The 25428-nt window shown below is 66.2% G+C and carries 21 protein-coding genes; 19 read left to right on the plus strand and 2 right to left on the minus strand.

The features are described from left to right. Window positions 1-127 precede the first annotated feature (127 nt). Window positions 128-634, minus strand: a complete 507-nt coding sequence (locus VM054_01855; GenBank protein ID HUT97804.1) for a DUF6125 family protein — start codon at window positions 632-634, stop codon at window positions 128-130. Between the two features lie 493 nt (window positions 635-1127). On the opposite strand from VM054_01855, the gene VM054_01860 reads away from it, so the two are divergent. The 11 genes from VM054_01860 to VM054_01910 all read left to right on the plus strand — a co-directional run bounded on the left by VM054_01860 (window position 1128) and on the right by VM054_01910 (window position 13535). Continuing rightward, window positions 1128-2381 carry an MFS transporter gene (locus tag VM054_01860; protein ID HUT97805.1) on the plus strand — a complete coding sequence of 418 codons (1254 nt, stop codon included), beginning with the start codon at window positions 1128-1130 and terminating at the stop codon, window positions 2379-2381. A gap of 306 nt (window positions 2382-2687) precedes the next feature. Further along, on the plus strand, window positions 2688-3575 hold the full coding sequence (locus tag VM054_01865; protein HUT97806.1) for a hypothetical protein: 888 nt from the start codon (window positions 2688-2690) through the stop codon (window positions 3573-3575). Between the two features lies 1 nt (window position 3576). Next, window positions 3577-4503, plus strand: coding sequence for a hypothetical protein (locus VM054_01870; GenBank protein ID HUT97807.1), 927 nt, complete (start codon window positions 3577-3579; stop codon window positions 4501-4503). Continuing rightward, a complete protein-coding gene (locus VM054_01875; protein ID HUT97808.1) occupies window positions 4500-5657 on the plus strand; it encodes a hypothetical protein in 1158 nt (385 codons plus the stop codon). The genes VM054_01870 and VM054_01875 overlap by 4 nt, the downstream gene beginning before the upstream one ends. A gap of 323 nt (window positions 5658-5980) precedes the next feature. Next, window positions 5981-7411, plus strand: a complete 1431-nt coding sequence (locus tag VM054_01880) for a 2-isopropylmalate synthase (protein HUT97809.1) — start codon at window positions 5981-5983, stop codon at window positions 7409-7411. Window positions 7412-7493: 82 nt separating this feature from the next. Further along, entirely contained in the window at window positions 7494-8744 is a 1251-nt protein-coding gene (locus tag VM054_01885) for a 3-isopropylmalate dehydratase large subunit (protein ID HUT97810.1), read from the plus strand. Window positions 8745-8775: 31 nt separating this feature from the next. Continuing rightward, window positions 8776-9276, plus strand: coding sequence for a 3-isopropylmalate dehydratase small subunit (locus VM054_01890; protein HUT97811.1), 501 nt, complete (start codon window positions 8776-8778; stop codon window positions 9274-9276). Between the two features lie 7 nt (window positions 9277-9283). After that, window positions 9284-10567 carry an isocitrate dehydrogenase (NADP(+)) gene (gene icd, locus VM054_01895; GenBank protein HUT97812.1) on the plus strand — a complete coding sequence of 428 codons (1284 nt, stop codon included), beginning with the start codon at window positions 9284-9286 and terminating at the stop codon, window positions 10565-10567. Window positions 10568-10575: 8 nt separating this feature from the next. Continuing rightward, entirely contained in the window at window positions 10576-11322 is a 747-nt protein-coding gene (locus tag VM054_01900) for a tetratricopeptide repeat protein (protein HUT97813.1), read from the plus strand. A gap of 161 nt (window positions 11323-11483) precedes the next feature. Continuing rightward, window positions 11484-12548, plus strand: a complete 1065-nt coding sequence (locus VM054_01905; GenBank protein ID HUT97814.1) for a Vms1/Ankzf1 family peptidyl-tRNA hydrolase — start codon at window positions 11484-11486, stop codon at window positions 12546-12548. A 198-nt stretch (window positions 12549-12746) separates the two neighbouring features. Continuing rightward, on the plus strand, window positions 12747-13535 hold the full coding sequence (locus VM054_01910; GenBank protein ID HUT97815.1) for a GNAT family N-acetyltransferase: 789 nt from the start codon (window positions 12747-12749) through the stop codon (window positions 13533-13535). 170 nt (window positions 13536-13705) lie between these two features. Here VM054_01910 and VM054_01915 read toward each other — a convergent pair whose 3' ends face one another. After that, a complete protein-coding gene (locus tag VM054_01915) occupies window positions 13706-15832 on the minus strand; it encodes a T9SS type A sorting domain-containing protein (protein ID HUT97816.1) in 2127 nt (708 codons plus the stop codon). A 281-nt stretch (window positions 15833-16113) separates the two neighbouring features. On the opposite strand from VM054_01915, the gene rplS reads away from it, so the two are divergent. The 8 genes from rplS (at window position 16114) to VM054_01955 (ending at window position 25393) form a co-directional block, all read left to right on the plus strand. Beyond that, entirely contained in the window at window positions 16114-16467 is a 354-nt protein-coding gene (rplS, locus tag VM054_01920) for a 50S ribosomal protein L19 (GenBank protein ID HUT97817.1), read from the plus strand. Window positions 16468-16546: 79 nt separating this feature from the next. Further along, window positions 16547-18499 carry a glycoside hydrolase family 57 protein gene (locus VM054_01925; GenBank protein ID HUT97818.1) on the plus strand — a complete coding sequence of 651 codons (1953 nt, stop codon included), beginning with the start codon at window positions 16547-16549 and terminating at the stop codon, window positions 18497-18499. Between the two features lie 58 nt (window positions 18500-18557). Further along, entirely contained in the window at window positions 18558-19433 is an 876-nt protein-coding gene (locus VM054_01930; GenBank protein HUT97819.1) for an MBL fold metallo-hydrolase, read from the plus strand. 6 nt (window positions 19434-19439) lie between these two features. Further along, window positions 19440-19715 carry an RNA-binding S4 domain-containing protein gene (locus VM054_01935; protein HUT97820.1) on the plus strand — a complete coding sequence of 92 codons (276 nt, stop codon included), beginning with the start codon at window positions 19440-19442 and terminating at the stop codon, window positions 19713-19715. A 25-nt stretch (window positions 19716-19740) separates the two neighbouring features. Continuing rightward, entirely contained in the window at window positions 19741-21444 is a 1704-nt protein-coding gene (locus VM054_01940; protein ID HUT97821.1) for a hypothetical protein, read from the plus strand. 295 nt (window positions 21445-21739) lie between these two features. Then, a complete protein-coding gene (locus VM054_01945; GenBank protein HUT97822.1) occupies window positions 21740-22849 on the plus strand; it encodes a glycosyltransferase in 1110 nt (369 codons plus the stop codon). Continuing rightward, window positions 22846-24126 (plus strand): hypothetical protein, encoded by a 1281-nt coding sequence (locus VM054_01950; GenBank protein HUT97823.1) that lies wholly within the window; start codon window positions 22846-22848, stop codon window positions 24124-24126. Before VM054_01945 ends, VM054_01950 begins: the two co-directional genes overlap by 4 nt. Continuing rightward, on the plus strand, window positions 24116-25393 hold the full coding sequence (locus VM054_01955) for a glycosyltransferase (GenBank protein ID HUT97824.1): 1278 nt from the start codon (window positions 24116-24118) through the stop codon (window positions 25391-25393). Before VM054_01950 ends, VM054_01955 begins: the two co-directional genes overlap by 11 nt. The last annotated feature ends 35 nt before the right edge of the window (window positions 25394-25428 follow it).

The raw sequence follows: 25428 nt of genomic DNA on the forward strand, positions 1-25428 counted from the left end.
TCACCCCGGCCCGTCGGCGCGCCGCCGCCGTGGTCGTAAGGCTCTTAAACGGGCTATTTCTACCACGGCCGCCCCGGATTGTCAACCTGAGCCCCCCGGGACGCGCATCAGTATCTTATTTATATTGCTATTCTTCTGTAATCCGAAACTCCCAGGAGCAAAAACCCCCCGCGGGGAGCTCGTCGGGGGGGCAATAGATGCAGCGGGTGGTAATTCGGGGGTCAACCGCCTCGGCGAAGCGGGAAAATTCGGTGGTCCCCACCGGCCTGCAGGGGAAGAGGGGAAGGCCCTTGCGGCGCCGGGCCGCCTGGACGCGGCATTCGGTCATGGTAAACCGCAGCCGGTCGCCCTCGAGTTCGGCCTCCTGCTCGTTCAGGAAGGAGTACATCCGGAAACGGAGCGCCTCGGCGAGGGCCTCGAGACCGCCTCCCGGGGCGATTCCCCGGGCCTCCATCACCCGACGGGCCTCGAGGGGGGCGAAGCGGGACCAGGAACGCTCGTCCTGCCGAATCGCCTCCTCCAGACCGCGCCCCTCCTCCACCGCCAGGAACCAGCAGCCGTCGTGGGCCAGCCAGCTCTTGGCGTAGGCCTGGACCAGCCGGTGGAGCTCCTCACTGGATAGGTCCTCGTGCAACAACCGTCCCTTTTCAAGTGCCAGAAGGAAGTAAAGTATAAAGAAAAGGGCAGGGTCGGTCAAGGCTAACCTCCCGGCCGGTCGCGCGTTGACGCCGCCCGCCGGAGTGCGGGCGTCGGGAGGTCGAGTGGTATAATCGGCCCGGGCTTGAGCGTGAAGGGGGATGACTTCCCACTGGCGGCAGATGCGCCGTCTTGCCGTCCTCCCCGAAACCGAGCGCAGCGAGCTATGCCTTCGGCAAATCATCCCGGGAGTCGCGGCGCCGGCGGACGCAAGGCCCTTAATCGCCCGTCTCTCGACGGCTTTCACCACGAGCGCGTCAGTTACGGGTAGACCTTCCCCGACGATCGCAGCCACGTCGAGCGAATCAGACGTACCCGGCCACCTTAGCGCATACCCTACACAGTCTCACAGGTGCGTGATGATCCCAGAAGAAAATCATCCCGAGGCGTCGCCGGCAAATCATCCGAAATTCGTTTCGGATTTAAAGCACATGCTGCGGGCCTTCAGGTATCGCAACTACCGGCTCTTTTTCCTCGGTCAGGGCATATCCGTCGTCGGCACGTGGATGCAGATGATAGCCATGTCCTGGCTCGTCTATAAGCTCACGGGCTCGGCCCTGTTCCTCGGCGCGGTGGGGTTCGTCACCCAGATTCCCTCCCTCGTAATCATGCCTTTTGCCGGCGTTCTCATAGACAGGCTCGACCGCCGCCGCATACTTTTCTGGACGCAGGGGCTCGCTACGCTTCAGGCGGTCATTCTGACCATCATCGTCTACACCGGCGTCGTCCAGATATGGCACATATTCGCCCTGGGCCTCTTCATCGGCCTGGTGAACTCCGTGGATATGCCCACGCGGCAGGCGTTCGTCATAAAGATGGTTGACCGCAGGGAGGATTTGGCCTCGGCCATAGCGATGAACTCGGCCATGTTCAACGGCGCGAGGCTCGTCGGACCCCTGATCGCGGGGTTCGTAATCGCCGGATTCGGCGAGAAGTTCTGTTTTCTGTTGAACGCGGTGAGTTACCTCGCGGTCATCGTCTCGCTCGCTGCCATGCGCATCAAGCACGCTAGGCCCGAGAGGGGCGCAGTAAAGGTGTTTGCCGAGCTCAAGGAAGGCCTTTCCTACACCTTCCGCTCTCCGCCCATACGGTCCATCCTTCTCATGATCTCGTTTCTGAGCCTCACGGCCATGCCCTATATAACGATCATGCCGGTCATGGCGAAGCTCGTGCTTGCGGGCGACGCCAGCACCTACGGATTCCTCATGGGCGCCATCGGCGTGGGTGCGCTGGGCGGCGCGGTGTTCCTCGCGTCGCGCAAGGCCTTTGTCGGTCTGTGGAACATCATTCCCATCGCCACTTGCATCTTCGGCACGGGCCTGCTTCTCTTCTCTTTTTCGAGAACGCTCTGGGTTTCACTCCTGCTCATGGTCGTCGCCGGTTTCGGGATGATGGCCCAACTGGCCACGTCGAACACGGTCATCCAGAACATCGTGGACGAGTCGAAACGCGGTCGGGTAATGGCCTTCTACACGACCGCTTTGATGGGAATCCTCCCTTTCGGGAGCCTTCTCGTGGGCGGCCTCGCGGACCTCATAACCGCGCCGTGGACGATTTTCGCGGGCGGGGTCGCCGCCATTCTCGCCTCGATAGTTTTCTCTACCAGGCTCGGGAACTTCAGGGGGATAACCCAATCACTCCTTGCCGATACCCCGTCCCCGCGCCGGAAGGAAATCGAAGCATAGAGAAAAGGGTTATGGCTCACCTCCCGCCCGGTCGCGCGTTGACGCCGCCCGGCGGAGCCGTGGGCGGTCGCCGCGCCGGGGCCGGCGGGACACGGGGTGGTATAATGGGGACGGGCCTGAGCTTGGGGCGCGAGGGCGAATTCCACCTGACGACCGATGCGCCGGTGTGCTATCCTTCCCGAAACAGAGCGCAGCGAGCTATGCCTTCGGCAAATCGGCCGCGGGTCGTGATGTGCGCATCAGTTTCGGCTGGATCCACGGCGGAATATCACGAACCGGGACCGGCGGCGGGTACGGCGGTTTATCATGGTGAACGGCATCATCTTCGAAATCATCACGCCGCCCCAGTCCTGGCTGGAGGGCAAGGTCCGGGGCTGGGCCTCCCGGGTCGCCCGGATTCTGGAGGCCAACTCCATCACCCGGTTGAACATCCCAGAGGTGGTGAGCGAAACCCGGGACGGCAGCCGGGCGGTTAGCTTCCTGAAGAAGATGGACCAGGTGCGCTTCGGCGAGATGGTGCGGGAGGTCTCGCCGGGGGTGGCTCTCGTCCCGAACAAAATCTGCGTCCGCGTCCCGCCGGAGAAATTCCGCGACTGGGTCGGGGAGGTCCACGCCGGGGGCGTCCGCGACCTGATCCTGGTGGGCGGCGAGTCACACCGGATCGAGTACCCGGGCTGGTCGGTTCCGGAGGCGGCGGCCTTCGTCCGGGAGAATTACCCCGACGTGCGGCTGGGCGGCATCACCATCTTCACCCGGCCCCGCGAGGCGGACCGCATCGTCGCCAAGATAAAGGCGGGGATTGATTTTTTCTGCTCCCAAATCGTCTTCGAGACGGCCAACATGAAGCAGGTGCTCGCCCAGCTCGACCGCCGGTGCAGGGAAGAGGGACTCCATTTCCCCGACGTTTACGTCTCCCTCACCCCGGCCTCGCGCATCCGGGACATCGAGTTCATGACCTGGCTGGGGGTGGAGTTCCCCTCGGCGGTGCTGGGCTATCTGGTGGAGGAGGAGGAGCGCATCGAGGAGCGCACCTTCGAGGTGGTCGAGCGGGTGATCGGTGAGGTCTTCGATTTCACGGTCGGGGACCTGCAAGATACGGGGATAAAGCTGGGGTTCAACGTCGAGCACGTGATGTATTCGAACCTGGAGCTCTCCGAGAGGATTCTGGGCCGTATTCTGGGGAGACTGGGCTGACATGGACGTTCTCCTGCCGGGTATCGTGCCGCGTTCGGAGGGGCTGGTCCGCGCCACGCGGGATTTCGAGCGGGGGCGGATCGAACGCCGGGATCTCGAGGAGGCGAGGCGGGCCGACGCCCTGAACCTCAGGCGCCTGCAGGAGGGGCTGCCCTACCTCTCCCCCGGTCTGTTCACCTGGGGTGACCTCCTGCGCCCCTTCGCGGAAATAATCCCCGGCTGTACGGCGGGCGGCCTGGCGCGGTTCTTCGAGACCAACACCTTCTGGCGCACCCTCGATCTCCCCCCGGACGCCGCGGTGGACGGGGTACGCCTGGACGACTGGGTCGAGAAGTACTTCCTGGCCGACGGTCTTTTTAAAAAAGAGGAGGGGCTGGTCTTCACGCTTCCCTTCCCCTTCGTTTTCCGCGACTTCTCACGGGGCTGTACACCGGAGCGGATAGCGGAGCTTTTAATCCGGGCGGCGGAACCCCTTCTAAGGCTGCCGAACAAGGTCCTCTGCCTCTTCGAGCCCGGCTTCGGCTACCGGAATTTCTCAGGCGACGACCGCCGCGTCGGCGTGGAATTCATCGCCGGGCTCAAGGCCCTTTCCCCGACGCCCGTTTACCTGGTGAGCGCCTTCTTCCCCCTGGGCGATGATTTGGAATATTTCTTCGGTCTGCCGGCGGACGGCTTCGGGGTGGACCTCTACGCCAACCCGCTCGACGACGTCCTCGATCGCCTCCCGGAGGGCAAGGCCCTGCTGGCGGGGGTGCTCGCCACCGGCTCGACGCTCGTCGAATCCCCCGGCGTGTTGCGGGGCGTCCTGGAACGCCTGCGCGGCGGGCTGCGGTCGGAGAATATCTACCTGACGCCCAACGGGCCGGCGGAGCTCCTCCCCCGGGCCGTGCTGGAAGCCAAGGTCGCGAATCTTCGGGAGCTACTGTGAGGCCGCTTCTCACGCACGAAATCGGCTCCATGGCCAAGCCCCCCTGGCGGGTCAAGCCCTTCCGCGGAAAACCCCTGGACGAGGGCGACCTCAAGCACGCCTGGGAGTGGGGCGGGCGTCTGGGCGTCGAGGGACAAGACGAGCTTCTGGAGCTCCTGGCCAAGCGGGACGGCTTCACCGCCGAGGAGAAGGACCGCATCGTCCGGTTCTCCTCCCTCTACGGTGTCCGCCTCCAGGAGCGGGCGGGGCTGGATCTGGTATGGGACGGCGAACAGCATCGGGTGGAGATGTACGAGTACCCGATCCGCCGGATGGGTGGCTTCGCCTTCCGGGGCCACGTGCGCAGCTTCGACGACAAGTACTACCGCAAGGCTTCCTGCGTCGCCCGGCCCACGCTCGAGGGGCCCTATCACACCGACGAGTACCGGACCATCGCCTCCATAGCCCGGCGGGAGATCAAGATTCCGGTTACCGGCGCCTACACCCTGGTGGACTGGTCCTTCGACGAGCACTACCAGGGGGGCGTCGCCCCCGGCGCCCGGGACGTGGGCCGGACCCGGAAGGAGGCGCGGAGGCGGTTCCTCCACGACGTGGCCGTGGACATCGTCCATCCCAACCTGCGCTCCCTCCACGAGGCGGGCGCCCGGTTCCTGCAGATTGATGAGCCCGCCGCCACCACCAAGCGCGACGAGATACCGGAGTTCATCGAGGCCACGCGCAAGAGCGTCGGCGACCTGGCGGGGAAGGCTTTCTTCACCGTCCACATCTGCTTCTCGAACTACGACCTCCTCTTCCCCCGGCTCATCGAGCTCGAGGGGGTGCTAGACGAGGTCCACCTGGAGTACGCCAACCGCGACTCCCGGGAGCCCGGCGTCTCGAAGGACAAACGGGTGGGGTACGGCATCCTTGACTCCCTCAGGGACACCGCCTTCGTCGTGGGGCTGGGCGTGCTGGACGTGCACACCGATTTCGTCGAGCCGCCGGAGCTGGTGCGCGACCGCATCCTCTTTGCCTGCGAGGTCATCGGGGACCCGGGGCGCGTCTTCGTGGCGCCGGATTGCGGCCTGCGCACACGCACCTGGGAGGTGACCTTCGCCAAACTCGCGAGCATGGTGGCGGGGCGGGACCTGGCGGCGGAGAAGCTCGGCTTGTAACCTTGTCTTGCTCCGCGGCGGTGCAGCCGTAAAAATTTTCTTCTTCCCTTTCCACCCCGACCCATGCGCGGGGTGGTATTGTGTAACTAATTGTATAATCTAGTATTGCCCCTTTTAATTCGCCTTCCTCCAAACCCCACCCTTCCCCTTGACAGTAACGACCTTGTACCGTATCCTGTCGTGTGCGTTTGGTTGAGGTATCATCCGACGTTCAGCCACACCCCCGCGTCGCCTCAATCGAGCGTTCCTCGATATCAACCCCTTTTTGAAGCTCGAATAGACATGATGAGACGGTCTTCACGTGCAAACACCGGGAGGATGAGATGAGCTGGCATATCCAGGAAAAAAAGAGCGTCTGGCGGGAGCCGACCGGCAAAAAGATACTCATTGACGACAGAGCCGAGCCGGAACTTTTCCGTGAGGCGTTCCCCTACACAGCCCCCCCCATGATTCCCTTCGATGGCAAAATCGTGCCGATGGACCCCCCCGACGAAATTTTCATCACCAGCACCACCTTCCGCGACGGCCAGCAGGCCAGGCCGCCCTACTCGGTCAAGCAGACCGTTGACCTCTTCAAGCTCGAGCACAAGCTCGCGGGCCCGAAGGGCATCCTGCGCAAATCCGAGTTCTTCCTCTACACGGATAAAGACCGGGAGGCGGTGCGGCAGTGTCTGGAGCTGGGGTACGCCTACCCCAAGGTAACGGCCTGGATCCGCGCGAACATCAACGACTTCCATCTGCTCAAGGGCATGGGCCTCAAGGAGACCGGCGTTCTCACCTCCATCTCCGACTACCACATCTACCGCAAATTCAAGAAGACACGCCAGCAGGCCGTGGACGGTTTCCTCAAGGTGGTGGACGCGGCGCTCGCCGAGGGCATCGAAATCCGCTGCCACTTCGAGGACGTCACCCGCGCCGACTACTACGGGTGCGTCATCCCCTTCGCCCAGATATTGATGGAACGCTCCAAAGAGGCCAAGATACCCATCACCATCCGCCTGTGCGACACGATGGGCTACGGTGTCCCCTATGCCGGTGCCGCGCTGCCGCGCAGCGTGCCCAAGCTGGTCTACGGCCTGCACCACGAGGCCGGGGTGCCCAAATCCCAGATCGAGTGGCACGGCCACAACGACTTCTATAAGGTGCTCATCAACGCCAGCACGGCATGGCTCTACGGCTGCATGTACGCCAACGGAACCCTCCTGGGCTACGGCGAGCGCACCGGCAACACACCCATCGAGGGCCTGGTCTTCGAGTACGCCGGCCTGCGGGGGACCCTGGACGGGATGGACACCGTGGCCATCCACGACATCACCGACTACTACCAGATGAACTTCCCCCACCAGAAGATACCTTCGAACATGCCCTTCGTGGGGGCGAGCTTCAACACGACGCGAGCCGGCATCCACGCCGACGGGCTCACCAAGGACGAGGAAATCTACAACATCTTCGACACCACCAAGATTCTGAACCGCCCGCCCGGAATCGCCATCACCGACAAGTCCGGCCTCGCCGGCATCGCCTACTGGATCCAGACCTTCCTCTCCGGGGCCAAGGGGGTCGACAAAATCGACAAGAACGACGGGCGGGTCGCGCGCGTCGCCGCCTGGGTCGAGAAGCAGTACGAGGAGGGTCGCACCACGGCCATCTCCCAGCAGGAGATGATCGAGGTCGTGGCCGTGGAGTTCCCCACGATGAAGGACGAGGTGGACAAGCTGCGTCGCACCGGCTTCTTCGTCCAGGACACCCAATAGTAGAAATTTAGGCAAGGGGTTTTGCCAGGGGCATAGCTCGCTTCGCTCGGTTAAACCCCTTGTCTCAGTCATCGTAGGAGCTATGGGACTCTCACTCGCCGAGAAAATCATCTCCGCCCACTCGGGCGGACCGGCCGCACCGGGCGAGCTCGTCATCGCCGACGTGGACGCCGCCCTGGTTCAGGACGGCACCGGCCCCCTGTCGGTGCGGGAGCTGGAGAAGGCCGGGAAAGTCCAGGCCGCCCACCCCGAACGGACGGTCATCTTCCTGGACCACGCCTCGCCCAGCCCGCGCAAGGAGCTCTCCAACGCCCACACCATCCTGCGGGACTTCGCCGCCAAGACCGGCGTGATCGTCTCCGAGATCGGCGAGGGCGTCTGTCACCAGCGCATGGTCGAGGACTACATCCGCCCCGGCGACCTCCTCGTCGGGGCGGATTCCCACACCGTCACCTCGGGCGCCCTGGGGGCCTTCGCCACCGGCATGGGCTCCACCGACGTGGCCTTCGCCATCGCGCTGGGGAAGGTCTGGCTGCGCGTGCCGGAGAGCTTCAAGATAGAGCTCACCGGCACCTTCCCCCCCGGGGTGTACGCCAAGGACCTGATGCTCTCCATCATCGGGCACATCGGCGCCGACGGGGCGACCTACAAGTCCCTCGACTTCACCGGGCCCGGGGCGTCGGGGCTCACCATGTCCGAGCGTTTCACCCTGGCCAACATGGCGGTGGAGGCCGGGGCCAAGGCCGGCATCTTCGCCGCCGACGAAAAGACTCGGGAGTTCCTGGCCGAGATGGGCCGGCCGGGGGATTTTTCCCCCATCGCCCCCGACCCCGACGCGGTGTACGAGAAGACCTTCGCCTTCGATCTGGGAAAGATCGAGCCCACCGTGAGCTTCCCCCACACCGTGGACAACACGCGGCCCGTGGGCGAGGCCGGGGGGATAAAAATCCACCAGGCCTTCATCGGCACCTGCACCAACGGCCGCCTGGACGACCTGCGCATCGCCGCCGGAATCGTCAAGGGCAAAAAGGCCGCGGCCGGGGTTCGTTTCCTGATCTGCCCCGCCTCGCGGAAGGTGTACCGGGCCGCCCTGGTCGAGGGCCTTTTGGAAACCTTCGTGGACTCGGGCGCGACGGTGCTGCCCCCGGGCTGCGGGCCCTGCGTGGGCATCCACCAGGGTGTGCTGGGCGACGGCGAGGTTTGCATCGCCACCCAGAACCGCAACTTCCACGGCCGCATGGGCAACCCCGAGGGGTTCATCTACCTCGCCTCCCCGGCGACGGTGGCAGCCTCGGCGCTCGCCGGGGAAATCACCGACCCGCGCCGGATTTAAGACCAGGACCGGCGGTCAAGGAGGATCGCACGTGGACGTACTGAAGGGCCGGGCGTTCAAGTTCGGCGACGACATCTCCACCGACCACATCGCCCCGGGGCGCTACTTCCACCTCCGCAACGACCTGCCGAAGCTGGCCGAGCACACCCTGGAGGACGCCGACCCCACCTTCGCCTCCCGGGTGAAGCCGGGGGACTTCGTGGTGGGCGGCCGTAACTTCGGCCTGGGCTCCTCCCGCGAGCACGCCCCCCGCGTGATAAAGGTGTGCGGCGTTTCGGCGGTTTTAGCGAAATCCTTCGCCCGCATCTTCTACCGCAACTCGTTCAACGTGGGGCTGCCAGCCCTGGTGTGTGACACCGACGGTATCGAGGATGGGGACGAGCTCGAGGTGAACCTCGGCTCGGGCGTCATCCGGGACCTGACCAAGGGCTCCGAGCTCCGCTTCACCCCGATCCCGGACTCCATGCGTGCTCTGTTGGCCGACGGCGGTCTCACCGAGCACATCATCAAGCACGGAACCTTTAAACTGTAAGGAGAGTATGAGTCCCGAGAAGATCACCGTGAGGGACGGGAGGCTGGAGATTCCCGACCAGCCCGTAATCCCCTTCATCGAGGGTGACGGCATCGGCCCCGACATCACGCGGGCCTCGATGCACGTGTGGAACGCGGCCGTGGAGAAGCTCTACGGCGGCCGCCGGAAAATCCACTGGAAGGAAATCTACGCCGGCGACAAGGCCTTCGAGAAGACCGGCTCCTACCTCCCCGACGAGACCATCGAGGACATCGCCGAGTACGTGGTCGCCATCAAGGGGCCGCTGACCACCCCGGTGGGCGGCGGCTTCCGCAGCCTGAACGTCAGCCTCCGGCAGATTCTCGACCTCTACGCCTGCGTCCGGCCGGTCAAGTATTACCGCGGTGTCCCCTCGCCCATGCGCGAGCCCGAGAAGCTCGACGTGGTCATCTACCGAGAGAATACCGAGGACGTTTACGCCGGCATCGAGTGGGAGGAGGGGACCCCGGAGGCCAAGAAGCTCATCGCTTTCATCGGGGACGAACTGGGGAAGAAAATCCGCCCCGACTCCGGCATCGGCATCAAGCCCATCTCGATCACCGGCTCCAAGCGTCTCGCGCGCAAGGCGATAAAACATGCCGTGGACCACGAGCTGGCCTCCGTCACCTTCGTGCACAAGGGCAACATCATGAAGTACACGGAGGGCGCCTTCAAGCTCTGGGGCTACGAGCTGGCGCTGGACGAGTTCCGCGACGAGGTCATCACCGAGGTGGAGCTCTGGGACCAGGTGATGGCCGAGGACGGCGTGACCCCGACAATTAAGGATGGCGCCTTCGCCGGTCTGCGCGGCGGCAAGCCGGCCGGCGACCCCGGCGGGCGCGTGGTGGTCAAGGACCGAATCGCCGACCAGATGTTCCAGCAGGTGCTCCTGCGTCCCGACGAGTACGACGTCCTGGCGACGCCCAACCTCAACGGGGACTACCTCTCCGACGCGTGCGCGGCCCAGGTCGGCGGCCTGGGCATAGCCCCCGGCGCCAACATCGGCGATTACGTCGCCCTCTTCGAGGCCACCCACGGCACCGCCCCCAAGTACCGCGGTCTGGACAAGGTCAACCCCAGCTCGCTCCTTTTATCCGGGGTGATGCTCCTGGAGTACCTGGGTTGGAACGAGGCCGCCGAGGCCATCAAGACCGCCCTCGAGAAGACCATCCTCGACCGCGTCGTGACTTACGACCTCGCCCGGCAGTTGGACGGCGTCCGGCCGGTCAAGGCCAGCGAATTCGCCAAGGCCATCGCGGCCAACCTCCCCTAGGGGGACCGATGAACTGTTCATGCTGCGGCCGGGAATCAGCGGAGGACTTCAGATTCTGTCCTTACTGCGGCGTGATTCTGGGGGCCGATGACAGCGAGTGCTACCGCCGGGAGGGAGCCCGCCTGCGCTCTCGGGGCAAGATTGTCGACGCCATCAATGCCTACGAGAAGGCGGCGAAGCTCGTCAAGGACGACCCTTCCTTATACAAGAACCTCGGCGACCTGTACTACCTGCACGGGGAGCCGGACAGGGCCATCGTGACGCTCAAGCACTCCCTGGATCTCCTCGAGAACCAGAGCTTCACCTGGTACGCCCTCGGCATCGCGTACTACCGGAGCGGTTACGTCGGCAAGGCCGTGGAGGCCCTGAAGCGCTGCCTCGACTGTGACCCCGACTTCGCCATGGCCTATTACTGGCTGGGAATCGCCTGCTACCACATGGGCGATCTGCCCCGGGCCAAGGAGTACAACGAGAAGCTCATCAAGCTCCACCCCGAGTCGCGCATCGCCAACTACCACCTCGGGATCGTCTGCAACGCCCTTGGGGAGTACGCCAAGGCCATCGAGAATTTCCGGGAGGTCGAGGAGCGCAACCCCAATGACCCGGCGCTCATGTACCACATGGGCTACGCCTACAGCTGCCTCTACCAGATGCCCAAGGCCCTGGAGAAGCTCCGCCGCGCCCTGGAGATAAACCCCAACCACCGCCAGGCGAAGATTCTCCTCGACAACTACCTGGAGTCAGGCGAGCCTTGAGTCGCGGTTTTTAACGAGGGCGGCCCCTTCGGGGGCCTCTCTTTATCCAAATGTAGGGCGGGGCTTCTACGCCCCGCCGCAAGCGAGCTGAAAGAGATAACGCCCCTGGTTAAATGAGTTATCATTCCTTCATCTGAGTCGCACTTCAACGGGAGACGCGAATGGAAAACGATGCGAAGCGAGTTACGCCCCGGCAGATCACCGAGGCCCTGATGCGCGAGCTCGCCCTCCTCGCCGAGGGCGACCGCACCGTCCTGTCCGTTTACCTGGACCTCTCGCAGGGGTGGGACAGGGCGACCGGGTTCGTCGCGCGGGAATCCTCCCGCCTTGAGCGCCTGGTGTCCGGCGAGGAGCGGGAGTACCTGGAGGCGTCGGTCTCCTTTCTGGCCGATTTTCTAAAAAGAAAGAAGATGCACGGTTTCGCCGGTCCCGGTCTGGCCTTCTTCGCCGACCTGGGCGCCGACTACGTCCGGGGCGTGGAGCTGCCCGCTCCCCCGGAGCCGCTACTGGCCGTGGACTCGGGGGCCGTCCTCTTTCCGCTGGCGGTCCAGCTCGACGAGTACGAGCCGGTGGGGGTTATTCTGGTGGACGCCTCCGGGGCGCGGATTCTCGTCACCGCCGGTGAGACGGCCGAGGCGGAGGATTCCCTGCGCGAGAAAATCCACCACCGGTCCAAGGTGGGCGGCTGGTCGCAGATGCGCTACCAGCGCCGCCGCGAGAAGCAGGTGAAGCACCTGGCCAAGGAGCTGGCCGACCGGGCCGAAGAAATCTTCCGCGAGGAGGGGATCAACCGCGTCGTCCTGGCCGGCCACGCGCGGATGATCGCCGCCCTGAAGGAGGAGCTTCCCCCGTCGCTCGTGGAGAAGGTCATCGGCGAAATTCCCTGGAACCTGAAGGAGGGGGACTCCGAGCTGTTGGAGAAGATGGAGCCCCTGGTGGAGGCGGTGGAGAGGGAGCAGGAGAAGAGCCTCCTCGAGCACCTGACGGCCGGGCTGCGGCGCGGCGGCCTGGCCGTCGCCGGTGTTGAAGATGCGGAACTGGCCCTGCAGATGGGCGCGGTGGACGTGCTTTTAATCGGTGACGGTATCGCCGCCGACGCGCGGGAGCGCCTGACCGACCTCGCCGAATCCACCGACGCCCACGTGGAGTACGTGCCCGGGAAGAGTGAAACCCTCGACGGCCTGGACGGCGTCGGGGCGCTCCTGCGGTTCAAGGTCCGGCGCTGACGGGTGGAGGACCGCTCGAATGCCCGACGTAGGGCGGCCCCTCTGCGGGCCGCCGCGGTGGGTGATAAAATCCTCACCCTACATTTGGGCTACCCGCATTTTCACTCCTCCCGATTTCTCATCTGTCTGCCGACGTAGTAAGGGATTCACCCTCCGCCGTAGACGGACCCGCCGTGGAATCAGAAGGGCGGTAATATCGTGGCTCAACTCGAAATCAGGGAGATGGACCCCTCCACCGAATACTTCGTGGGCACCTGCTCTCACGTGGGGGAGAGCGCCGAGATAGACGCCTGCGGACGGCGGCGTCTGGGCTGGCTCAATGAAATGCGCGAAAGGGGCCTCCGGGTGCACGTCGCCCTCCTGGACTCAGGCCCGGTGGGCTTCATCTACTCGATGCCGATCGAGGTCAGCCCCTGGGGCCCGGCGGGCCGCGACCTGACGGCGATTCCCTGCCTGTGGGTTCTGGAGAAGGGGCGCGGCGTCGGCGCCGGACGGGGCCTGGTGGCCGAGGCGGAGAGGGAGGCGAGGGAGCGGAAATCCAGGGGCGTCTGTACCGAGGCCTACTATTGGGATTTCTGGTTCCTGCCCGGCGGCTTCTACGAGAAGCTGGGTTACGCCGTCGTGGAGCGCCGGGGCGAGCGGGCGCTCCTGTGGAAGGTGTTCGATTCTTCCGCCGAGCCGCCGCGGTTTTTCGAGAACGCCTACCGCCACGCACCCGTCCCCGGAAAGGTCGTGATAGACCTCTACTGGAACCGCCTGTGCCAGACCTCGGAGATAGAGGCCCAGCGCGTGCGCGAGGTGGCGGCGGAGTTCGGCGACCGGGTGCTGCTGAACGAGTTCCCGGCCCACGACGCGGGTGTCCGCGACCGGTACGGGCTCTCCCGCGGTATCTACGTCAACGGGAAGGAAATTTTCTGGGGCTACGAGGCGCCGCGGGAGGGCATCCGGGAGACCGTCCAACAGGCGCTGGATTTGCCGGGGGCATAGCTCGCTTCGCTCGGTTCGCCCGCCTGAAGGAAGGACGCCAGGGCCTGATGGTGAGTTCGTCCATACAAAAACGGGCGTCCGGGCGCCCGTTTTACGTCGTCTAACTTTTTTACGGTAAGAGCCGGGGATGCTCCCGGCTCCTCCGTCGGGATTCGCCTGTCGCTCCAATCCTACCGGCTGACCACCATCCGCCGCGTCAGGGTTCCGTCTCCCGCCGTCAGACGGTAGATGTAAACCCCCGCGGTCAGGGCGGCCGCGTCGAATCCCACCTCGTGGCGGCCGGCGGCGAGCTCGCCGGAGACCAGGGTCGTCACCCTCCGGCCGGAGAGGTCGTAGACCGCCAGCTCCACCGGGCCCTCCGCGGGAAGACTGAAGCCGATGGTGGCGAGGCCCGTGGTCGGGTTCGGGTGGCTCTGCTCCAGCACGAGTCGGTTCCGCTCCGCGTCCCCGCCCGCCACGGCGACGACCGGGCCGTACTCGGAGACGAGACCTTCGGAGTCCACCGCCCGGATCAGGTAGGCGTAGCTCCGTCCGGCCTCGACCTCGTAATCCAGGTAGCGGCTCACGGAAGACGAGGGGAAGGGCAGGTCGTTCAGCTTGACGTACAGCTCGCGGCGGTCGGCGTCCCCGGCCGAAGCGCGGAGGAGGTCGAAGGTGCTGAACTCACCTGCGGAGGTCCAGCTCACCAGCACCCCCTCGTCGTGGGTCTCGGCCTCTACGGCCAAAGAATCCGCGGCCACGTCGCCGTCCTGGTAGTACACTTCCACCTGGTACAGGCTGGGCGAGACGTCGGGGTCGTCGCTGGTCAGCTCCACCCTGTACTGGAAGTAGCGGGTGCCGTCTCCTATCTGGTCCCCGACGTCGAACATGGAGTAGAAGGGCCCGCTCCAGGAGGAGCCCAGCAGGTCGGACACGTCGTCGCCGCCGCGGACGTAAAAGGCGATGTCCGAGTCCGTCTCCTCGAACCCCTCCCAGTAGAGATAGAGCCAGTTGGGATTCTCGAACTCGCATTCCAGGATGCGCGAGTCGAGCGTGCCCTGGTCGCGGAAACCATCGGTTATCGCCCACCAATCCACGGTGTCCTCGATGCGGGCGGTGGAGATGGCGATGGGGGCCTTGGTGTCGGTGATGTCGCCGGTGCGGACGCCGTGGGCGCCGTCGTAACTCGTGGTCCACGACCGCTTGGTGAAGTTCATCTGGCCGTCGTTTTCCCACCAGTCCAGGCTGTCGCCGGTCTCCGTGGCGCCGAGGATGTCAATGTCGCCGTCGTAATCGGCGTCTATGGGGTAAACCTCCCGGCATTCCGTGTAGCTCGAGGTAATGGAATGGTTGGTGAAAGTGCCCGTCCCGTCGTTCTCGAACCAGTCTATGCGACCGTTGCGCGAGCTCGTCACCAGGTCGCGGTCCTGGTCCCAGTCCATGTCGAAGGCGACACAGGTGTAGGCCTCGGTCATCCCGGTGTAGATGACGTGCTCGGTGAAGGCCAGGGTCGGATCGGTCCAGTCCTCCAAGTACTCCCACCAGACGACCTCGCCGTTGCCGCGGCAGCTGAAGGCCACGTCAGTCCAGCCGTCGGCGTTGAAATCACCCGTGGTGAGGCCGATGTTTTCGGCGCCGTAGTGCCCCGAGGGGACGAGCGTGTGGATGTCGAAGGTCTCGTCGCCCAGGTTTTCGTACCAGCGCAGGGGTGACGACTGGTACGCCCCGGCGAAGAGGTCGAGGTCACCGTCCTGATCGAAGTCCACCGCCACGGGCAGGTCCACCTGGGGGAAGTTCGGGTCCACGACGTGCTCGGTGAAGTTACCGTTGCCGTCGTTTTCCAGCCAGGAGAGGTGCGCCGGTCCGGGGGTGTCTATGCCGATGATGATGTCCCCGTAGCCGTTGTCGTTCAAGTCCACGATGTTGAAGGCGGCCCACTGGTTGGGGACGATTGAGCGCGGGGTCGAATCGAACACCCCGTCCCCCAGGTTCCTGAACCACACGAAGATGGACGCGTCCGAGGATGAGACCACCACGTCCATGTAGCTGTCCAGGTCTATGTAACCCGCCTTGACGTAGTACGCCCCGTTGACGTCCCCGATGTGCTCCTGCGTCGGCGTCAGGTTCGGCGAGAAGGCGAGCCAGAGCTGCTCGAAGTAGTAGAAGTTGATGCTGGAGCTGGCGTAGAAAGTCGCGCCCCAAACCGAGTCCGGCTCCGTATCCCCCGGTCCGCCGGTCCAGTCGTTCTGGCGGCGCAGGTTGCCGAAAGCGGCCAAAGCGAGGATCAGCACCAGAATGACCACCGTTATACGTCGCATGGCTCCTCCCAGATTTGAGGCCCACCTCAGCTTCTTCGAGGTGTCGCGTAAAGTGTGCTTTTTTAGCTCGGGTGGACAATACTCACGACATTAATATAGTACACTTTTCACCACACGGCAACATGCCTTCCCCCGCCAGTCCCGCCGGATACTCCGAATCTGCGACGGCGAAGCCGTAAAACCGGCCCGCCGCTCACTTTTTCCCTTGCCTTTTTTTTCGTTCTTTATTACACTCCACCGCCCGGCGAAACTTTTCCGGGTCACCCCATCGGCAGGTCAGTATGCTCCGGCTGCACCGCTTGGAAAAAAACGACATGCGCGAGACCGTCCCCGAGTTCGAGGTGGGCGACACCGTCGAGGTGTCGGTCCGCATAACGGAGGGTGCCAAGACGCGCATCCAGAAATTCACCGGCATCGTCATCGCCAAGAACCACGGCGGTGTGCGCGAGACCTTCACCGTCCGCCGCGTTTCCGGGACCGGAAACATCGGCGTCGAGCGCATCTTTCCCCTCCACTCCCCCAACGTGGACGGCGTCGTCGTCGTGCGCCAGGGCAAGGTCCGCCGGTCGAAGCTCTACTTCCTGCGCCAGAAAATCGGCAAGGCGGCCCGAATCAGGGACAAGCGCCTGAGCTGAACCGGCCGGCCGCGGAGTGACGTTTTTTTGCGCGGACATCGGTTCGCGCTTTTTGCATCGCCCCTAGAATGAGCCGCCCATGCCTCCCGACAAGCTGAACCGTAGGTTAAACCTCTGCCTCGTCTGGCACCAGCACCAGCCGCTCTACCGCGACCCGGCCGCCAGAAGCCCCCGCGGGAGCTACCGCCTGCCCTGGGTTCGGCTCCACGGGCTGCGCGATTACTTCGGTATGGCGGCGAGGCTCTGGGAACGCCCCGGACTGCGTTGTTCCATAAATCTCACCCCGATTCTGGTCCGGCAGTTGAACGATTACCTCTCGGGGGCCACGGACCGGCTGTGGGAGTTTTCCGAAAAATCCGTGGACGGCCTGGACCCCGGGGAGACGCTCCGGCTCCTCCGGGACGCCTTCGACGCCGACTTTTCGCATCAGATCGGCATCCACCCGCGTTACGCCGAACTCTTCGAGCGATACTCACTCCTGAGTCAATCCCTGGCCGACCTGGACCTCTGGCCGGAGGACGGCGTTCCGTCCCGACTCGCGGCGGAGGCGATGGATGTGCCCCGGCGGGACCTGGTGGACCTCGCCTTCTGGTGCAACCTGGCCTGGTTCCCCGTGGAGCTGCGCGAGGGGGAATGGGTGACTCCCCGGGGTGAGACCCTCACCGTGGCCGGTCTCGCGGCCAAGGGGGCGGACTTCGATTCCGGCGACGTGGCCGAGCTCGGGCGGGCCTGGCGGCGCACACTGGCGGCCGTCATCCCCCTCCACCGCGCCCTGGCGGAGCGCGGCCAGGTGGAGCTGACCGCGACCCCCTTCGCCCACCCCATCCTGCCGATTCTGGTGAACTCGGACTCGGCGCTCATTGACCGCGCCGGCAGCGTTCACCCACCGCGCTTCTCGTACCCCGCCGACGCCCGTGGGCAGATCGAGCTGGGCCTGGACGTGCTCCGCGAGGCGTACGGCTTCGCTCCCTCGGGCTGGTGGCCCGCGGAGGGGGCGGTCGGCCGGAACGTCGTCGAGATTTTCAAGCGCGCCGGGGCTCGCTGGCTGGCCACCGACGAGGGGGTCCTGGCGCTCGTTCTGGGGCGCGAGCCCGCGCCGGCCGAGCTGGCCGTACCCTGGAACGCCGGGGTGCCCGTCTTTTTCCGTGACCACCCGCTCTCCGACGCCGTGGGGTTCCACTACAGCCGCCTCGCCCCCCGGGAGGCGGCCGGGGATTTCCTCTGGGGCCTGCGGCACCGCTACGCCGGGCTGGAGGGCGGCTGCGCCACCGTGATTCTGGACGGCGACAACGCCTGGGGCGCCTACCCCCGCGACGGACGGGACTTCCTCCTCGCCCTCTACGACGAGCTACTCCGGGCGGAGGACATCGCACTGACGACCCCCGGCGCGTATCTGACCGAGCTGGAGGGGCGGGGCGTACGATTGCCCGTGATAGAGGACCTCCCCCACGCGAGCTGGATAGACGAGTTCGGCTCGGCGCCGGGGAACGACCTGGGCACCTGGATCGGCGAGCCCGAGGAGAACCGGGCCTGGGAGCTCCTCTCGACCCTGCGCCGCGCGCTGGACGGGGCCGGGGTGACCGCCGAAGAGCGGCCCGACGTCTTCCTCCACGTGTACGCCGCCGAGGGGTCGGACTGGTTCTGGTGGTACGGGACGGATCAGGCGACGGCGCCCAAGGCGGAACGCGAGTTCGACCGCCTGTTCCGCGCCCACCTGGCCGCCGCGTACCGGACCGCCGGGCTCCCGGTTCCCGAAGAGCTCGACCGCCCGGTAATCCTGGACTACCTCGTCTGGACCCCCGACCGGGGGGACGCGGAGGTTTCCGCGGGGACGCGGCTCTTCGTGCAACTGGAGAGCCCGGGCGGCCTCGAGGTGCGCTGGCCCGACGGTTCCCGGACCCGGCCGGATTTCATGCCCATCGGCGGGGTGATGGGGCTCAGCACTGCCTGGCGGGCGGAGTTGGGTTATCCCCCCGTGGGTGAAATAGAGCTCGTGCTGGGCGACCGTCGGTCCGTGGTGCGCGTCACTTGACCGCGGTCCGCCGGCGGGATAAACTGAACCTGATTTCATTCCGCACCCGCGGACGACCGTGGCAGAGCTGACAGTTAACGCACCGCATCCGGGCCTGCTGGTCTTCACCGGGAGCCCGCTCAAGGTCAACGTCGCGGCGCTGGTCGGCGAAGGCGAGGCCGTGGTGGTGGACTCGACGGCCACCGTCGCCCAGGCCGGTCAGATCCGCCGTAATCTGGTTGACGGGGAGGGTCTCCGGCCGGTCGCCCTGGTCAACACCCATTGGCACTCGGACCACTGCGGGGGCAACGCCGGTTTCCTGGACGACGGGACGCCGTTAATCGCCCACCGGCGCCATTTCGAGACCATCTCCCTGGAGCGGAACATGGTCTCCCGGGGCCCGGTGCGCATCGCCTTCGAACGCCTGGCTCGGCCGCGGATTCTGGTGGACCGCCGGCTGGACCTGCGCCTGGGGGGGAGGACCGTCCAGCTCCTCCACGCCCCCGGGCACAGCCCCGACCTGGTGATGGTGTGGGACCCGGCGCAAAGGACCCTCGTCGCCGGGGACAACCTCCTGGCCGGCGAACGGCCCGAGGACCCGGCCATCCCCTACTTCTACTGGGGGGACCCCTGGCGGTTGATCGGCGCCCTGGAGCTCGCCCGGTCGCTCTCGCCGGAGCTCGTCGTGCCGGGACACGGCGTCCCCCTCGTCGGGGAGCACGCCAAGAGGGCCCTCGAGTACGCCCTGGGCTATCTCCGCTGGATTCTTTCGCTCCCGGCGGAGCTGCCGCGGGACGTGCCACTCGAAGTGGAAGACGAACCGCCGCGGTCCTGGATCGAGGCCGCGCCGCTCTCGGATTACCACGCCGACGCCGGAGCGCCGGACTGGGTGGCCCGCATGCACGAGCTGAACCTGCTCCGCATCTTTCTCGGCGTCCGGTACTCCAACCCGTAGGTTGCCATGCGCCTGGACAAGTTTCTAAAAGTCTCGCGGATCATCAAGCGCCGCCCCGTGGCCAAGCAGGCCGCCGACGCCGGTCGGATCAAGGTGAACGGCCGGGTCGCCGACGCGGCCAAGCAGGTCGCCGTGGGGGACGAGCTCGAGATAAGGCTCCACTCGCGTACCCTGGTGGTGCGGATCGAGAGCGTTTCCGAAACCGCGCGGAAGGGCGAGGCCGAATCCCTCTACACCGTCCTCGAGCGGAAGGGCGGCCGGGACGACCTACTCTCCTTTTAAACGAACCCCAACCGAAGGATTGAAGATGCGCCGTTTATTAATCCCCCTGTTGACCGCCTGCCTTTTCCTCGGGCTCGCCGGTTGCGCCTCCGAGGGGGGCGACCCCACCGAGGCCGTCCCGACGGGAGTCTTCCAGGTGGTCTACGTTCCCGACCTCGCCGGCCTCTGGGACGGCGCCGAAAGCCTGATCAACGAACTGCGCGGGGTGGCCCCGAACCTGGCGGACGAGGTGGTGGGTAGAATCGAGGAGCTCGTCCGGGAGATGTTCGATAGCGAGGAGCCCCCCGCGGACTCCCTCCAGGGGCTCTGGGACCTGGGGATTGACGTGGACAAACCGTTCTGCATCGCCCTGGGCGGATTCCCGGAGCCGCAGCCGGTCGTCCTGGTCTCCCTCAACGACCCCGCCTCGTTCTCCGATTTCTACTACTCCAGCATCAAAGAGGAAAAGCCGGAGCCCATCGAAAACTACGCGGAGGCCGAAATCAGGCTCTCCAACGGTGTTTACAGCGCCGAAACCGGCGGCCTCTTCATCGCGAGCGAGTCGCTCCCCCTCGTGAAGAGCTGCCTGGACGCCCTGGGCGATCCCGAGAAGCGGTTCTTCGCCGGGGACGGCGTCCGCCCCCTGGCGGAGCATTACGGGGATTACTCGGCCTGCGTCCTCATTGACCTGAGCTCCATCCGCGGTTTCCTGGCCCTGGCCCTGACCCAGGCCCCGGAGGTCCCCGGGGTGGTCAGGGATTGGTTGACCAAGGTCCAGAGCGTCGGGCTGGGGCTCAAAATCCAGCCCGAGGGGCTCCGCTTTTCCGCGGTGGCCTGCGGCGACTTTACCGATTCGAATGAACCGGAGAACAAGCTGCCCGTGCCCCGGGACTGCCTCGCCTTCATCGGCGGGGACGAGGGCCTGGTTCCCCTTGAGGAGAAAGAGGGTATCGCCGGGATGCTCGTCCACGCGCTCGACATGATCCCGGAGTCGGCGGAGTTCATCGCGGCCGTGGGTGAGGAGAACCTGGTCAGCCTCATCCAGAGCGTCGGCGGGGGCTCCTTCCTCTTCCTCACCGACGCCGGCTGGATGCCGGGCGTCACCTTCGGGCTCAAGCTGGACGACCCGGCGCTCTTCAAGCTCATCTACGACTCCAAGCTCCGGCCGCTCCTGGTGTCGGCCCTCGAGGGCGAGATGGAAGCCGTCTCGCTGGAGCGCCGCACCGAGGGCGATGTGGAGCTGGACGAGCTGACCGTGGGCGGACCGATTTCTATGCCGTTGAAACCGGCGTTGGCCTTCTACGACGGCTATCTCATCCTGACCAGCGACTCGGGGATGGTGGGCAAAATCCGGGACGTGGACCTGGGGCGGGCCGAGGGGGTTTACTCCAACGAGGATTACCGGCTGGTCGAGGGTCAGTTGCCCGGGTACCGATTGGTCAGCTTCGTCAGCGTGGATAAACTGGTCAAGCTTCTGGCCATGACGCCGGGGCTGGAGCTGCCCGAGGTGGTGCAGATTCTGGGTGACCACTATGCTCTCGTCTCAGCGGGCGTCGCCCTCGACAGGGGTGTCGCCGAGGCGGTCCTTCTGGTTTCCACGCGCGCATACTTGCCGGACGGGGCGGTGCCACGGACCGAAATCACCCGGGGCCTGCCCTGGTGGTTGTGGCTCGTGATAGGCCTTGGCGCCGCGATCATCATCGTTCTGGTCGTCGTCCTCGCGGGCCGGAAGCGGCGGGAGGCTGACTAAATCTGCGACACCTTGGCGTAATAGGGCGTGGGAAACGAAGCGAAGCGAGTTATACCCCAGCAAAACGTTGAAGTCGTCCCCGGTGGACGGCTTCTCATTCTCGTAGGGGCGGGTGTCTACACCCGCCCGCTTTTAATGAGGGTAGCCCACACCCCGACCAGTGTCTCGTTGATTGCGTTGACGTAGGGTCGGGCCTTCGGGCCCACCCGCGGGCCGACCTGAACGGCGCGCCGTCGGTCGGCCCCTACGAGGGCGCAATCCGTGCTAAAATTGGCGACTGAAACGGACGACGCCGATGCGCATAGCCCTCTTTTCCAGCGCCGCCAACGTGCACACCCCCCGCTGGGTGGATTTCTTCACCGGGCGCGGCCACGAGGTGCACCTCATCAGTATCGAGCGCGGAGAAAAGCTCTGCGCCAACCAGCACACCCTCACCCGGACGGACGGCGTCAGCCAGTGGAAGGTCTTCCGTTCGGTGGGCCGGGCCCGCCGCCTGGTCCGGGAGATTGACCCCGACGTCGTTCTCGGCCAGTACCTTCCGAGCCACGGCTTCCTGGCCGCCCTGGTGGACCGCCACCCGCTGGCCGTGGCGGCCTGGAGCCCGGACATCCCCTACGCCGTGGACCGCCACCCCTACGACCGGTGGCGCGTGGGCCTGATACTGAAGCGGGCCGACCTGACGCTGGTCTGCGGCCGGCACCTCCTGGACCACGCCCGCCGGTTGGGGGCCGAGGAGCGCCGGGTGGCGGCGACCTACGTGGGGGTGAACCCGGACATGTTCCATCCGGGCGACGATGGGGAGCGCGACCCCCGCCTCGTCTTCACCAACCGCGAGCACAAGGGCATCCTCCGCGTGGAGACCCTGATTCAGGCCCTGCCCGACGTCGTCAGGCGCATCCCCGACGTGCGCGTCGTCGTCGCCAACGACGGGCCGCGGCGTGGCTCCCTGGAACGGTTGGCCGAAAAGCTCGGCGTTCGGGACCGGTGCGAGTTCGTCGGGAGGCTCGCCTCCAGGCAGACGGCGGATTACCTCCGCAACGCCGCAGTCTACGTCTCCTGCTCCGAGGTGGACGGGATGTCCATTTCCCTCCTGGAAGCCCTGGCCTGCGGCGCCTACCCCGTCGTCACCGACATCCCCGCCGACCGGGAGATAATCGCTGCCGGGGCGCGGGCGGACCTCTTCCCCGTGGGGGATGCCGTAGGCAATGCCTCCGCCCTCGCCGAACGCCTGATCGCACGGCTGGTCGGACCGGAGCGGTCGGACGAGGACAGGCGGGTCAACCTCGAGGTCTTCCGCCGCGTCGGGCGGCTGGAGGATAACCTGGCCCTGGTCGAACGGCGGTTGCAGGCCCTGGTCGGGGGCGAGGCATTCGTCGGCGAGCCGTGGGCGCCGGGACCGGTATGAAGCGGCTTTTAATCATCGCCTACTACTACCCGCCGCTGGGGATGGGCGGCGTGAAAGAGCCGCTGCCCTACGTCAAATTTCTCTCGGATTACGGCTGGCGGCCCGAGGTGCTCACCGTCAAGCCGATTCTCTACTACGCCTACGACCGCGCGCTGGAGCGCGATTTCGCAAAATTCGCCGAGGTCCAACGGGCGGGCTCGCTGGACCCGGCGCGGCTCCTATGGCTGGCGGGCGTGCGCCGGGCTGGCTTCGGCTCCGGCGGTTTCCGCCACGGTGGAGCCCTGTCCCGCCTCCAGCACGTCCTGTTGAAGCCAGACCCCAAGGTGCTGTCGGTCCCCTTCTTCTACGCAAAAGGCCGGCGGCTGGGGCGCGGCGGACGCTTCGATGCGCTCCTGGTCATCGCGCCCCCCTTCAGCCACCTGCGGCTGGCCGACCGCCTGGCCCGCAGTTTCGATATTCCCTGGGTGGCCTACCTGGCCGACCGGTGGGTGGACGGCTGGGTGGCGAAAACGACGGGTCCGCTGGCCCGACCCGTGGCCCTGCGGGGGGAGGCCCGAGCGGTGGAGAGCGCGCGGGCGGTTCTCTGCGCTTCCCCCGTCGAGACGGAAGATCTACGGATGCGCTATCCCGCCGCGGCCCGGAAAATCGTCTGGGCGCCGCTCTCCTACGACCCGGAGCCGGACGCCGACCTCGGCCCCGTCGAGCGCGACCCGTCCCGGTTCCTGGTCTCCATGGTCGGCACCCACCGGGACGACGAGGGGCTGCCTACGGTCTGCCGCGCCCTGGCCCGGCTGGCCGGGGAGAATCCCGCGCGCAGAATAGTTCTGCGCCACGTGGGGACCAGCGTCGGGCGACCCTTCCTGGACGTGGCCCGGGAGAACGGGGCAGGCGCCTTCACCGAGGTTTTGGGTCAGGTCCCCTACCGGGAAAGCCTGCGACAGCAACGCGCGGCGGACGTGCTCCTCCTCACCGCCGCCCGGGACAACCCCCACGGGCTGCCGGGGCGCACCTCGGATTACGTCGGCGCCGGACGGCCGGTACTTCTGGTCTCGGCCAACCGGGCCGCCCGCCGGACGCTGGAGCGCTTCGATCTGGGCGCGGCCCACGACGACGACGACGACGAGGGCGTGTACCGTTCGCTAAAAGGGGCCCTGGAGGGGACGGGTCCGCTGAGCCGGCCCGTTCCCGTGGCGGCCCGGCGATTCTTCGCCGCTCCGGCCCGCGCGGAGCAGCTCGCAAAAATCCTCGACCGCTGGGACGGCGACCGTGCTCGCTGAACATCGGGTGCTGCTGGTCAGCTACTTCTTCCCGCCGCTGGGGGGCGGGGGGATGCTGCGCGCGTTGAAACTGGGAAAGTACCTCCCCGCCGCGGGGTGGGAGCCCGAGGTGCTTGGCGCGGACGACCCCCGGTATCACCTGCGGGACGAGGGTGCCCTGGGGGAGGTGGACTGTCCGGTCCACCGGGCGCCCGCCCGGCGTTTTCCCAGCGCGGCCCGGCTTCTGGGCGTCGGCGGCGGTTCCTCGGCCGGTTCAAGGGGTTCCGCCGGTTCTTCTTGGCGGGGGAGGTTGCGCACGGGCCTGGCCCGCCTGGGGAACCTGCCCGACCAGCAGGCGGGCTGGTCGCGAGCCGCCCGGTCCCTGGGGCTCAAGCTGGCCCGCCAGGGGCGCTATTCCACCGTCTGGACCACCTCTCCGCCGGTGAGCGGCCACCTGGTGGGCCTGGCGCTCAAGCGGGAGCTGGGGTTGAAGTGGGTGGCCGATCTGCGCGATTCCTGGACCCTCGGCCCCTTCTTCGACCCCGCGACGTCCTTCCATCGGATCCTGCAGCGGCGGCTGGAGCGGGTCGTCGTGGAGACGGCGGACGCCCTGGTCTGCGCCACGCCGCGGATGGGGGAGCTCTACCGCCGGTTCTATCCCGACTCCGCCCGCAAAATCAAAGTCATCACCAACGGCTACGATGAGGCGGATTTCGCCGGTCTGGACGACTTGACGCCCCATCCGGGGACGGTGGTCGGTCACGCGGGGACCTTCTACGGGGCGCGGCGGCCCGACGCCTTCCTCGCCGCCCTGGAGACCGTCGCCGACGAGCGGCCGGAGACCGGCCTGCGCTTCCTCGAAATCGGCACGTCGGGGCTGGAGGCCGAGGATACCCTAAGTCGCTTCGTTGAACGCAGGCCCGAGCTCATCACCCGCCTGGGGAACCTGCCCCACCGGCGGACGTTGGAAGAGCTGGCCCGCTGCCGCCTGCTCCTTCTTGTCGTGGGGAACCAGCCCGGAGCGCAGACCGTACTTACGGGGAAGCTCTTCGAGTACCTCCGCCTGGGTAAGCCCATTCTGGCCTGCTGTCCGCCCGGCGACGCCGCCGACCTGGTCCGCTCCCTGGGCGCGGGGCCGACGGCCGACCCCGACGATTCGGAAAAAATCGCCGGGGCGCTCCGCCTCCTCCTCGACGACCCGCCCCAGCCGCCGCCCCGGGAACGGGTGAGCGCGTACGAACGGTCGAGGCTGGCCGCGGAAACGGCCGCGCTCTTCGAGAGCCTTTGACCCGGCGGGCGGTCGGAGGATTGCGCGCGAGTGAT

It is taken from the genome of bacterium (assembly GCA_035528375.1).
Lineage (GTDB): Bacteria > RBG-13-66-14 > RBG-13-66-14 > RBG-13-66-14 > RBG-13-66-14 > RBG-13-66-14.